This is a genomic window from Kitasatospora sp. NPDC057512, assembly GCF_042802135.1.
In the GTDB taxonomy this organism is placed as follows: Bacteria; Actinomycetota; Actinomycetes; order Streptomycetales; family Streptomycetaceae; genus Kitasatospora.
In genome coordinates, this window is sequence record NZ_JBHVET010000196.1 from 1 (window position 1) to 12,000 (window position 12,000).

11 protein-coding genes and 1 pseudogene are annotated in these 12,000 nt (G+C 74.8%); 2 read left to right on the top strand and 10 right to left on the bottom strand.

The window, feature by feature from the left end:
* The 6 genes and pseudogenes from ACFU6K_RS15525 to ACFU6K_RS15550 all read right to left on the bottom strand — a co-directional run.
* On the bottom strand, positions 1–688 hold a 688-nt coding region (locus tag ACFU6K_RS15525; RefSeq protein ID WP_380663374.1), incomplete at its 3' end, for a DUF6099 family protein.
* Between the two features lie 305 nt (positions 689–993).
* Positions 994–1,335: pseudogene (locus ACFU6K_RS15530) on the bottom strand (nucleotide pyrophosphohydrolase); the annotation flags it as partial.
* Positions 1,336–1,343: 8 nt separating this feature from the next.
* Positions 1,344–2,792 carry an AAA family ATPase gene (locus tag ACFU6K_RS15535; protein WP_380663376.1) on the bottom strand — a complete coding sequence of 483 codons (1,449 nt, stop codon included), beginning with the start codon at positions 2,790–2,792 and terminating at the stop codon, positions 1,344–1,346.
* Between the two features lie 145 nt (positions 2,793–2,937).
* Positions 2,938–3,774: a putative RNA methyltransferase gene (locus ACFU6K_RS15540; RefSeq protein ID WP_380663378.1), complete on the bottom strand. Its 837-nt coding sequence runs from the start codon at positions 3,772–3,774 to the stop codon at positions 2,938–2,940.
* A gap of 140 nt (positions 3,775–3,914) precedes the next feature.
* The gene (locus tag ACFU6K_RS15545; protein WP_380663379.1) at positions 3,915–4,730 is read right to left on the bottom strand and encodes a RimK family alpha-L-glutamate ligase; all 816 of its coding nucleotides are present in this window, start codon (positions 4,728–4,730) and stop codon (positions 3,915–3,917) included.
* Entirely contained in the window at positions 4,727–5,632 is a 906-nt protein-coding gene (locus ACFU6K_RS15550) for a RimK family alpha-L-glutamate ligase (RefSeq protein ID WP_380663381.1), read from the bottom strand. The genes ACFU6K_RS15545 and ACFU6K_RS15550 overlap by 4 nt, the downstream gene beginning before the upstream one ends.
* Before the next feature lie 258 nt (positions 5,633–5,890).
* Here ACFU6K_RS15550 and ACFU6K_RS15555 point away from each other — a divergent pair, with 258 nt between their 5' ends.
* Positions 5,891–6,781 (top strand): GNAT family N-acetyltransferase, encoded by an 891-nt coding sequence (locus ACFU6K_RS15555; RefSeq protein WP_380663382.1) that lies wholly within the window; start codon positions 5,891–5,893, stop codon positions 6,779–6,781.
* Positions 6,782–6,823: 42 nt separating this feature from the next.
* Here ACFU6K_RS15555 and ACFU6K_RS15560 read toward each other — a convergent pair whose 3' ends face one another.
* The 4 genes from ACFU6K_RS15560 to ACFU6K_RS15575 all read right to left on the bottom strand — a co-directional run bounded on the left by ACFU6K_RS15560 (position 6,824) and on the right by ACFU6K_RS15575 (position 11,480).
* A complete protein-coding gene (locus ACFU6K_RS15560) occupies positions 6,824–7,252 on the bottom strand; it encodes a hypothetical protein (RefSeq protein ID WP_049659745.1) in 429 nt (142 codons plus the stop codon).
* Positions 7,249–7,485, bottom strand: coding sequence for a toxin-antitoxin system HicB family antitoxin (locus ACFU6K_RS15565; protein WP_355260484.1), 237 nt, complete (start codon positions 7,483–7,485; stop codon positions 7,249–7,251). The genes ACFU6K_RS15560 and ACFU6K_RS15565 overlap by 4 nt, the downstream gene beginning before the upstream one ends.
* 252 nt (positions 7,486–7,737) lie before the next feature.
* Complete coding sequence (locus ACFU6K_RS15570) at positions 7,738–10,371, bottom strand: collagenase (RefSeq protein ID WP_380663384.1); 2,634 nt, start codon at positions 10,369–10,371, stop codon at positions 7,738–7,740.
* A gap of 158 nt (positions 10,372–10,529) precedes the next feature.
* Positions 10,530–11,480, bottom strand: coding sequence for a LysR family transcriptional regulator (locus tag ACFU6K_RS15575; protein WP_380663385.1), 951 nt, complete (start codon positions 11,478–11,480; stop codon positions 10,530–10,532).
* 334 nt (positions 11,481–11,814) lie between these two features.
* Between ACFU6K_RS15575 and ACFU6K_RS15580 the strand changes: the two genes are divergently transcribed.
* A partial coding sequence (locus ACFU6K_RS15580; protein ID WP_380663386.1) for a hypothetical protein occupies positions 11,815–12,000 on the top strand: 186 nt, incomplete at its 3' end.

The following is a 12,000-nucleotide window of genomic DNA, read 5'->3' on the forward strand; positions in this document are numbered from 1 at the left end:
GGGGCCCCGGGTCCGCGCCCCCCCGGCCCCCCCGGGCCGCCCCCCCCCCCCGGGGGGGGCCGCCGCCGAAGGGCGGGCCACTGCCGGAGGGCGGGCCACCGCTCGCCGCACCGCCACCGTCACCGCCCGGCGGACCGGTCTCACCCGGAGGACCGAGCCGGACCACCAGTAACGGCGCCCCACCACCCGCCCGCTCGCGTTCCCGCTCCGCCCCGCCGAGCACGGCGGGCTCCGCCTCCCCGGCCCGGAGCGCCGCCGCACGCAGCCGCACCGTCAGGTCCTTGCACTCCGAGACCGCATCCACACCGTCGATGCACGTCCAGTAGAGGCTCTCGGTGTCCGCTCCGCAGGCCAGCACCACCAGCGTCTCGCCGACCTCCTGGAGCAGCCCGTCCAACGCCCCCAGGGCCGGCGCCAAGTCCCCCAGGTCGGTGAGCCGCGCGGCCCGGCCGCCGCTCACCAGGGCGGCCCGGACGACCGAGCGGTCCAGGCAGACCGCCGCGTGCGCCCCGGCCTCGGACAGCTGCTGCCCCAGCCCGGTGAGCTCCTCGTCCTCCGACTCCGCCAGCCTGGCGCCCACCGCCTCGGTGAGCAGCGCGGCCTGCCGCGCCTCCGCCAGTACGTCCGGTACGTGCCTGGCCTCGGCCAGGGCGTACCGGGCCGTCTTGATCAGTCGCAGCGCCTCCATGGCCACCGCTCCTCCCGCTCGCTGTCGCCGTCGACCCGGGCCGCCGGGAGGGGCGGTCCGCGTGGTGACGGCTGGTCACGGCGAAAGCGTGCGAGGAAGTGCGCGAGCGCGCATCCACGTTGTCAGAAGCTGTGGACAAGTCCGGGGTTGTGGATAACTTTCGTCCCTCACACGGGTTGGTCGTCCACGTCCGGGTTGACGGAGGTCGCCTTCTCGGGCGCGCGGGCCACGCTCCCGGCGGCCTCGACCGTCTCCTGGTCGGCACCGCCCGCGTGGTCGGCGCCGCCCGCGTCCCGGTCGGCGTCGCCCTCGTCCGTCGGCACCGGGAAGCGGAGCTCGTTCCGCTCGATCTTGGCCGCCAGGGCCTCCAGTGGATCCACCCCGACCGCCGTGCAGAACTGCAGCAGGTACGCCAGCACGTCCGCGACCTCGTCGTGCACCCGGTGCGCGCGCTCCGGGTCGGACATCACCGCGGCCGCCTGCTCGGGCGTCAGCCACTGGAAGATCTCCAGCAGCTCCCCCGCCTCCACGCTCAGCGCCGCCGCCAGGTTCTTCGGGGTGTGGAAGGGCTCCCACCGCCGGGCCGACGCGAAATCCACCAACCGCTGCCGCAGGACATCCACGGTGGGCTCCGTCGGCCCCGTCACTCGTTCGCTCACCCCTCCAGGTCTACCGCATCCCGGCCCGCCGCCCCACCACCCGCCGAGGACACCCCGCCGCTCCCCGCGAATCCGGCCGACTCCTCCGCCCCCGCCGTCTCCTCCGCCCGGCCCCTGCCCGCCTCCGAATCCAGGCCCACCGCACCGCCGTCCACCACGTCCCCGTCCACCGCCTCCCCGTCCACCGCACCAGCCCCGGCCCCGGCCGCCTCCCCGCGCCCGCTCTGGGCCGGCACCCGCACCGTCTCCGGCCGCAGCACCGTGAACCCCGAGTCCGGATCCCGCCGGCACTCGACCAGCACCACCCCGCCCCCGGTCCCGCCCCCCAGCACCTCGCGCGCCGCCGCCGGCTCCTGCAGGGCCGCGACCACCCGCAGCTGGCTGCGCTCCGCCATCTCCCGCGCCAGCCGCAGCAGCGTGCCGGTCTGCTCGACGGAGAGCCCCGCCCCCAGGTCCTCGGCCAGCACGGTGAGCTGCCGGTGCGCCCAGGGCACCTCGGCAGCCACGTCGAGGTCGAGCACCCCGGCCCCGGTCAGCAGCACCGCGGCGAAGGCGAGGTGGCGCAGCATGCCGTCGGAGGCCTGGTCGGCCCCGGTGCGCCCGAGGACGCCCTCGTCGAAGACGGCGAGGACCCGCTTCACGCCCGCGCTCTCGCGCTCGGCCAGGGTGAGCCCGAGCAGCGGGTGCGGCGCGGCGGCCTGCACGGCGCGCAGCAGCTGCCCGTACCGGCGCGGGCACTCGTTGCTCAGCCGGGCGATGACGGCGGAGATGTTGGCGGCGTTGCTGCGCAGCCGGGCCTGCGGGTCGGCCCGGGCCCAGCCGCGCATCAGCGCGGGGACGGGGTGCAGCGGGAAGACCTCGCGCAGGGCGGTGAGCAGGTCCTCGGTGGCGGCGAGGACGAGGCACTCCCCGGCCGAGGAGCCCGCGACCCGCAGCGGCAGCTGCGCGGTGATCATCGTGCCGCTGGGGAACGGTGCCCGGATGTCGCCCTGGCGGGTGTCGTTGTGCCAGCAGACGTTGACCCGCCGGTTGCGGACGTCCTGCTCGCCGGTGTCCATCAGGGTCCGGCCGTCGAGGGTGAGCGACTCCCGGGCGATCCGGACCGGGCCGTCGGTGCGGATCACCACGTCGAGCCGGATCAGGCCGTGCGGCGAGCGGACGGTGCAGCCGAGGTTGATCGCGTCCCGCCCGTGCGGGACGCACCCGTCGAGGCCGCCGCGGACGGGTGCGGCGAGCGGGCCGGTGCGCCCGGGCAGCCCGTCCAGCGAGTCGGCGATCTCCTCGCCGAGGGCGAGCCGGGACAGCACGGCCAGCGCGTCGAGGGCGTTGGACTTGCCGACGCCGGCGGGCCCGTGCAGCACGGTGAGGGGCGCGAGCGGCAGCACCGCGCGCCGGTAGGACTTGAACGAGGTGAGTCGGAGCTCCTCGACGGTGGGTCGCGGCACGGGCGGCCGGTCGGGCCCCGGGGCGCCCGGTCGGAGGTGGGACGGCCCTGCGGGCACGGTGGCGTCGCGGTTCACCTGTCGGACGTTAGCCGCAGGCCGACCGGCAGAAACGTGCCTGCGCGGCAGATTCATCCCAACGTGGCGCTCAGCGCCGGTACGCGGCCACCGTCACCGAGGCCGTCACCTCGACCGGCTCCGGCAGCTCCGCGAGCGCCGCGGCGAGCCGCTCCGGGTCGGTGTGCCAGGCGCTCGGCCCCATGCCGACGACGGTGCGCACGTCCTGCGGGCCGAGCCGCAGGGTGAACTCGACCTCGCGCCGCCCCGCGGGCTCCAGGTACGGCCCGAGCTTCTCGTCGATCCGCCGCTGCTTCTCCTCGTCCACCGACAACAGCCCCAGCGCGCCGACGAGTTCACGCAGGTGCCGGGCGGTCGGCGAGACCAGCAGCAGGGTGCCGCCGGGGCGCAGCACCCGGCGGATCTCGGGCCCGTTGCGCGGCGCGAAGACGTTGAGCATCAGCTCGGCCGAGGCGTCCCGCAGCGGCAGCGGCCGCCAGGCGTCGCACACCACGGCGCCGATCCGGGGGTGGGCCTTGGCGGCCCGGCGCAGCGCGAACTTGGAGATGTCCAGGGCCGCGCCGACCGTACCGGGCAGGGCGTCCAGGACGTGCGCCAGGTAGTGGCCGGTGCCGGCGCCGAGGTCGGCGACCAGGCCGTCGGAGGCACCGGTGACGTCGGCGGCGGCCTCCGCCAGCGCCTCGGCGATCGGCCGGTAGTGCCCGGCGGCGAGGAAGTCCGCGCGGGCCGCGACCATCTCGGCGGTGTCCCCGGTGCCGGTGTGGGCGTCGCCGGCGAGGAGGCTGACGTAGCCCTGCTTGGCGAGGTCGAAGCTGTGCCCGGCCGGGCAGCGCAGGCTGCGGTCGTGCCGGGTGAGGGCCTGCGCGCAGTGCGGGCAGGCCAGGTAGCGCTCGATGTCCTGGAGCAAGGTTCCGTCTTCTCTCGCCGTACGCCCCGGCCGGTCGGGGCGCCAGCCAGCCTAACGACCCCGGCGGACCCGACGCCCCAGGCCGTCACCCCCACACCGACGCCCCACCCCGACGCCCCGCGCCGGCCCTGCCCCGCGCCCTACCCCGTGCCCGAGCCCGCGAGCGCTCGCCCCCGCTCGCGCGCCCGCTCCGCCCCGACCCGCAGCGCCAGCGCCACGAGCGCCTCCGGCGCACCGGCCCGGCCCCGGACCCCGGGGAAGGCGTTGACGTCCACGATGACCGGCTCGGCGGGCCCGTCGAGCAGGTCGACCCCGTACACGTCGAGCCCGAACACCTCGCCCACGCGCAGCGCGAGCGCCGCCCGCCCGGCGGACGGCTCCCAGTCCTCGGCCCGCCCCGACTTCCCCGTGCCGGTGGCGAGTTCGGACTGCCGCCGGGCCGCGAACACCTGCCCGTCGACGACCCACAGCTTCTGGTCCCAGCCGGTCCCCGGGACGAACGGCTGGGTGACGACCGGTTCCTCCGGCCAGCGCTCGGCGAGTTCGCGCAGCCGGCCCGGCCCGTCCACCCGGGCGACCAGGTCGTGCCGCCTGCTGTGCCGGCTCTTGACCACGAACGGGTAGGCGGGACCGACGAGTTCACCCAGCAGGCCGACCGCGTCGGTGGCCGCGAAGGGCAGCCCGGCGGCGCGGGCGAGGTCGGCCATCCGCACCCGGTCCTGGCACAGCCCGGTGGCCGCCGCCGAGTTGACCACCGGCGCGCCCCGCCGTTCCAACTCCCCGGCCAGCGCCAGCGCCTGTGGCGTGCGGGCCTTGAGCAGGTAGACGTCCGCGAGCCCGGTCACGGGCCCCGCGGGCGGGACGGCCGCGACCTCGTGCCCCCGGCGCACCAGCAGTTCGGCGGCCGCCGCCAGCACCGGGTGCCCCGGGTCGCCGGTGATCAGCCCGACCTTCACAGCAACTCCCCCTCGCCGAAGCCCCGTTGGCCGTACGGGTCGCCGCCCGCGGACACCAGTTCGGCGGGCCCGGCGGGCAGCGACACGGCCGTGCCGCTGCGCGCGAGCCGCAGCACCGCCCGGGCGACCCGGGCCACCGCGTCCGGCACCTGCCGGAAGCTCGGGAAGTCGTTGACGTCCACCACCACCGGTCCGTCCGGCCCCAGCAGCACGTCCACCCCGTACAGGTCCAGCCCGAACACCTCGCCGACCTGCGCCACGATCCGCGCGACGCTCCCCGGCAGCGGCACCTGCCGCTCGCGCACGCCCTGCCCGGGGTGCAGCGGGGAGGAACGTTCCGTCGCGAAGAGCTCGCCGTCGACGCAGTACACCTTGAGGTCGGTCCCGGAGTTGGGCACGTACGGCTGCGCGATCAGCAGCCCCTCCCCCGCCAGCTCCGGCCCCACCTCCAGCAGCTGCTCGGGGCTGCGCACCAGCCGCACCGCGCGCCCGGAGCTGCCGTCGGCGGGCTTGACCACCAGCGGGTACTCCGCGGCCGGGATCTCCGCCAGCCGCTCCCAGCGCGCGGCCGCGTACGTCACCGGGACGGGCAGGCCACGGGTACGGCCGATGACCGCGGCGAGCGCCTTGTCCCGGACCCCGCGGATCGAGCGCACGTCGTTCACCGTGGTGAGGCCGACCGCGGCGGCCGACTCCAGCAGGGTCAGCCCGGGCCCGCCGGACACGGTCTTGAGCACCCAGGCGTCGTGGCTGCCGGCCCGGACCTCCTCGGAGATCGCCAGCAGCGAGTCCCCGGGGCGCAACACGTCCACCCGGTGCCCCCATGCGGTGAGTTGGCGTGCCACGTCGAGCGGCATGCCGTCGCGCCGGTAGTGTTCCTCCACCAGAAAGCAGAGCCTCATCGGCCTGTCTTCCCCCTTGCCTCGCCTCGTGCAGACGTCCGCCGTCCCCCTCGGCAGAGCTGTAAAGCCTTCAGCATGCACGCCGCGGCCGCACAAGATCGCTGCGGGCGGGTAAGCGTTCGGCAACAATCGGCCCCCGGGGCGACGCCGCGCGGGTCCTGGAGCGACGGCACCGGGCCCGAACGAGCCATGAACCGCCCCGGGGAACCGCGGCCCGCCCCGACAAACCGGTGGCGCCCCTCCCCCGCCCCTGCTTGGATGCACGCCGTGACCCCTGATGATCATGCCCACGACCGCCCCCTGCTCGACGAGATCGAGCGCTACTACGACGCCGTGCCCCGCAGCGCCGCCCGCGCCGAGGACTTCGGGCCGCTGACCCTGTTCCTCCGCGACGGGGCCGGCTGGCCGTACTACGCCCGCCCGACCCTCGGCCACACCGGCCCCGCCGCCACCGCCGAGGACGTCCGCCGGGTGCTGGAGCGGCAGCGGGAGGTGGGCGCGCCGGAGGCCTTCGAGTGGGTGGCCGAGCAGAACCCGGAGCTGCGCGCGGCGGTGGAGGCGGCGGGCCTGACGGTGCACGAGCACCCGCTGCTGGTGCTGGGCCCGCAGGACGAGGCGGCCCCGGCGCCCGAGCTGCCGAAGGAGGTGGAGGTCCGGGTGCTGGCACCGGACGCACCGGAACTGGCGGCCGCCGTCGCCGTCCCGCACCTGGCCTTCGCCGACCCGGGCACCGCCGTCGGCCCGGCCGGTGCGGCCGAACTCGCCGAGAGCGCGGCGACGTTGGCGGCCGACGGCACGGCGGAGCGGATCGCCCGGCGGATCGCCACCGGCACCACCGTGCTGGCCGCGGCCGTCGAGGACGGCACGGTCCTGTGCGCGGGCCAGCACAACCCGGTGGGCCCGGTCACCGAGGTGGCCGGGGTGGGCACGCTCCCGTCCGCGCGCCGTCGCGGGCTGGGTCTGGCGGTCACCGCGGCCCTGGTCGCGCACGCCCGGGCGAACGGGGTGCGGACGGTGTTCCTGTCCGCCGCCGACGAGGACGTCGCCCGGATCTACCGCCGGGCCGGCTTCCGCGCCTTCGCGACGGCCCTGATCGCGGAGCCCGCCGCCCCGCAGGAGCCTGTCACGCGGCAGGAGCCCCCCGCATAACAGGCCGCCGGAAGGTCCCGACAGGAGCGGGGACGGCGCCGGTCAGTCGTCGTCCTCGTCCTCCTCGTCCGCCCCGCTGACCTCCTCCCCCTCCGCCTCGTCCACCACCCAGGCCGCGAGCCGCTCGGCGACGCCCGACACCCCGAGCCGCCCCTCGCGGATGGCCCGGGAGAGGCTGCGCACCTCCCGGGCGGTGGTGGCGACGGTGCAGCCGCTGGCGACGAGGTAGGCGTAGGCGACGGCGGTCGCGAAGAGTTCGTTGGTCTTCTCCAGTGCGGGCACCCGGATCAGCTGGTGCATCAGCGCGGCGGCGCGGTCCTGTGGTTCGGGGTAGACCGAGATGTCGAATATCTCGGCCTGGTGGCGGGTGACCGCCGCGAGCAGCGAGCCGTAGTCGGTGACCTGCGGATCACCGGGCGTGTACTGCTCGGCGGTCATGAGCAGCCACGAGAGGTCCACCTCCAGCTTCAACGGCGCACGTCCTGGAGGTCGCCGGGCTCCGCGAACTCGGCGAGGAAGGCCGATTCGTACTCCTTCATGAACTGCGCGGCCGCGTCCACGAAGGCCCGTCCGGACTCGCCCATGTCCTGTTGGACCAGGCGCTCGATGTACTGGTTCATGGAGATCCCCTGCTGCTCCGCCCGTTCCCGGGCCATCTCGGCGGTCGTGGCGTCGACCCGCACGTTCAGCTGCTTCTTACCCATGCCGTTCAAGCTAGCGCTCAAGTGCTAGCACAACAAGGGCGTGCGCACACCGCCCGCACACCTGCCGCACGCCCCCGCGCAACCCGGCCGTCACCGCAGCGCCGGACGGCAGCCACCGGAGCACCGGACGGACCACCGGCGGACCACCGGACGGGCCGCCGGCGAAGCGCCGAAGCAGCCAGGCGCCGGAACGCCAGACGGCCGGGCCCGCGGCGGCTGCCACGGACCCGGCCCGCGCCGGAAGGGGACGGATCAGAACTGGGTGCTGACGGTCACCCCGCTGAAGTCGCTCTTCGCGTAGAGGCTCACGTAGCGGTAGCCCGCCGTCGGGTTGGTCACCGTGATGCTCTGGGTGGTGCCCGCGTTGGTGGACGAGGCGGTGTAGGCGCTCGGCGAGGCCCAGGTGCTGTCGCTGTAGTACAGGTACGCGGTGCCGGTGCCCCCGGAGGTGGTGATCTTCAGGGTGCTGGTGCCGGCCGGCAGGTAGACGTACAGGTAGTCCAGGTTGCCGGCGGTGGCCGACAGGTTGGCGCGCGAGCAGTTCCTGCCGAGCGCGTCGGTGCGCGGGTCGGTGCAGGCCGGCGGGGTGGTGGGGCCGCCGCCGCCCGTGGTCACGGCGACGGAGGCGGGGGTGCTGGCGGTCCTGCCGGTGTCGTCGGTGACGGTCAGCGCGACGGTGTACGTGCCGGCGGCCGCGTAGGTGTGGGTCGGGTTCTGCTGGTCGGACGAGCTTCCGTCGCCGAAGGTCCAGTGCCAGGCGGTGAGCCGGCCGGCGCCGGTCTGGACGGACTTGTCGGTCAGCGTGACGGTCGCGCCGGAGACCGACTGGCCGAACAGCGCGGTCGGGCCGGCCGCGAGGCAGGCGCCGCCGGCGCAGGTGTCGAGCCAGGCGTCGAAGTCGGCGTCGTAGCGGGTGCCGATGCCGTTGTAGACCGCGTAGCCGCCCTGGTAGTCGCCGGTGCGGAAGCGCGCGAGCATGGCGTCGATGTCCGCCGGGTGCTTCTCGACCATGTACCGGACGGCCAGGTAGCCCCACGGGTAGGTGCGCACGGTGTCCGAGTTGCCGTACGTGTTCTGGAAGAGGGTGCTCAGCTTGTAGGTGTGCTTGGCGGCCTCGGCCATCGCCTGGGTGTCGGTGGTGCCCCGGTAGGCGTAGGACTGGTACTCGGCGACGCCCTCGATCCACCAGATGTCCGGGACGGAGATCTCGGTGGAGAAGTTGCCCTTGAGGTCGTAGATGTTGTCCAGGTAGTGGGTGTACTCGTGGTTGAGGTTCCACACGTTGGCGGTGAAGCCGTCGTTCCAGGACTTCTGGTACATCACGCACACGGCCCGGTTGTTCGGGTCGGTCGGGTCCATGACGGTCTGTCCGCCGTTGTCGGTGGAGTTGTTGAAGATCGCCCAGGAGTAGGTCAGGTAGTCCGCCTGGCTGGCGAAGACCGCGAGGGTGAGCTCCTTGTCGTACTGTCCGGGGATCGGGCCGTTGTCCTTCACCAGCTTGTGGAAGAAGGTGTCCTCGCCGCGCAGGCTGGCGCAGACCGCGGCCAGGTCGGCGGGCGACAGGGCCTCGGTCCGGATGGTGCGGTTGTCGCACACCAGCTGGTTCGGCAGCACCGCGGCGGTCAGCTTCGCCGGCAGGTCGCAGATGCCGTAGTACGAGCACTGGCCGGGGTCGAAGTTGTTGGCCTGGTACGCGGTGTGGACATACAGCGGGCCGGTGGCGCCGGTGATCTGCGCGCCGTCGAGGACGGCCTTGACCTTGCCCTTGACCGCGGCCTCGACCACCGGGCCGTCGCCGGCCATCCGGCCGAGGTCGTTGCCCGCGTTGACGTCCAGGTAGGCGTTGGCCGTGCCGAGCAGGTCCTTGTGGTTGAGCGCGAAGTCGCCGAGGGTGGCGCCGATGCTCGGGTCGGCGCCGACCGCGCTGACGAAGTCGGGGTTCCAGTTGCCCCGCCACAGCGGCGCGGAGAGCACCGCGTTGACCGCCTTGAGCATCTTCGGGAAGGCGTTGTACGAGTTGTCGTACGCCGTCAGCACCTGCTTGTAGACGCCCAGGTAGCTGCCCTGGAGGTTGGCGCTGTCGGTGAGCACCAGCACCTCGTTGAGCACGGCGCCGTTGGCGTCGCTGACGTCGGTGCGGTGCGGGGCGGCGAAGAACGCGTCGAGGGCGGCCTTGGAGCCGCTGGTCAGGGCCGCGCCGTACGGGCCCACCGCGTCCGTGTTGTTCGACTGCACGTACCAGCCGGCCCGCTGGAAGAGCACGAGCTGCAGGATGGCGGTCGAGTTGTCGCCGGTGTAGCCGGCCGCCATGGTCCGGAAGGCGTCGGCGACGGTGAGCATCTTCGATTCCTTGAAGACGCTGCCCGCGTCGGCGCCGGTGACGTTGAACAGCGTGTTGACGCAGTCGGTGGTCGAGCCCTCGATGAAGGAGACCAGGTCGGCTCCGCTGCGGCTGCCGAAGTCGGCCGGGGTGCAGCTCTGCGCGGCGGCGGCCGCGCCGGCGGCGCCGCGGGCGGCAAGGGCCGGCTCGGCCGGGGGCGCCTTCGGCTCGGCCGGGCGCGGCGCGGTCTGCACGACGGTGCCGGCCGGCTGGCCCATCACGACCTGGCCGAGCAGCGCCGGAGGCAGCGGCTTGGCCACGGGGGCGAGGTCCTCGGCGGCCCGGGCCTGGGCGGCCGGGTCGACGGTGAGGAAGGCGCCGAGCGGCTTCGGCAGGACGGAGCCCGGGTCGGCCGTCGGGGCACCGGCCGCGGGCCGGGCGGGAGCGGCGGAAGCACCGGAGGCGGCCGAGGCGGCTGACGCCGTGGCGGGCAGCAGCGTGGCGGCGGCACAGCAGCCGGCCACGAGGCCGGCCAGCAGGGTGGGGAGGGGTATCCGTGGGCGCACTGGTGGGGTCCTTCTCCTGTGGGGGAGGCGCTGGGAGGACTGCCGAGACGTCGGGGGAACGCGTCATGATCCTGCCAGCGACGGAAGGTCAGAACAATGTCACAGGTCATATGACATTTCCGGGTCCGGCCATAACACGGCCCCGCCACCCACCGCCGCTACGACCGGTACGTCCGCGCGGCCCACGCCTGGAAGCTCGGCGCGGCCGCGATCAGGTCCCGGTACGCCGCGGCGGCCGCACCGAACAGCGTCTCCACCACCTCCCCGCCCACCCCGGCCGGCCGCCAGACCAGCAGCTGCCGGACCCAGATCGGCGTCCCCGCCAGCGGCTTGACCACCACCTCGGCGAGCGGCCGGGTGGTGGCCTGGACGACGGAGATGCCGAGCCCGGCGGCGATCATCTCCTGGAGCTCCAGCCGGCCGCCGAGGAACTCGTGGACGGTCACCGGGGCGAAGCCCGCCGCGGCGCAGGCCCCGTGGAAGACGCCGTGCCAGCCGGCCCCGTCGTCGGGGGTGAGGAACCACTCCTCCTCCGCGAGGTCCGCCAGGGCCACCTCGGTGCGGTGCCGCAGCCGGTGGCCGGCCGGCAGCGCGACGAAGACGGGCTCGGTGACGATGCCCCGGTGCGCGACGGACGGCGAGTGGCACAGCTCCCGGCCCGGGTAGTCCACGGCCACCGCGACGTCCGCCTCGCCCCGCTCCAGCAGCTCGACGATGTCCGAGGAGCGGTAGACCGACGTCACGGTGAAGCGCTGCCCGGGCCGCTGGTGCCGGGCCCTGGTGACCAGCCCGGGCAGGATCGGGGCGTTGGTCGCCGCCAGCCGCAGCTCGCGCGGGGCGGGCGCGGCCGAGTCCTCCACGCGGCGGCCCAGGCCGTCGGCGCGGGTGAGCAGCTCCCGGGCGGCGGCCAGCACCTCCACCCCGAAGCCGGTCGGCGCGACACCGGCGGCGGTGCGTTCGAACAGCGGGGCGCCCAGGTGGCGTTCGATCCGGCGCAGCTGGGTGCTGGTCGCCGGCTGCGAGGCGCCGAGCAGGGCGGCGGCCCGGCCGACGCTCCCGGTGTCGGCGATGGCGCACAGCACGCGCAGGTGCCGCAGCTCCAACTCCATGACGCTCCCCCTCACGCATCGGCCGGCCCCGGCCGACGGCGCGGGGCGGCTGCCGCCAAGGGCGGTGCAACAGCACACATCACATGTCAGCTGCTCACCTTCGCCCCGCCGATTTGCCTCGTCAAGCCCCCTCCCGGGACCCGACGGCACTCCGCGCACCATCTTTTACCCGCGCATTGCCGACGCCTGACCTCCCGGCCCGGTCCGGGCCCCGCCCTCGACCGCCGTGCCGCCACCAGGCGGAGCGGGACTTGAAGACCGACCCACCGTCCGGGAGGCTGAAAACCCCCCTGCGTTCCCCCGAGCGGGCACCGACCGGTGCGGAGGCCGACCGATGACAGCCATGTTCGACCAGGAGCTGCGCGAGCAGCTCGCCCAGGCCCGCCGGGACCTCGCGGCGGCCCGGGCCGAAGGGGACGCCGACGGCGTCCAGGCGTACGAGGGCCGGGTCGCCTCGCTCCTGCGGCTCGCCGCCCAGCACGGCATCGACCTCCCGCACAGCGTCGACGAGGAGGAGCAC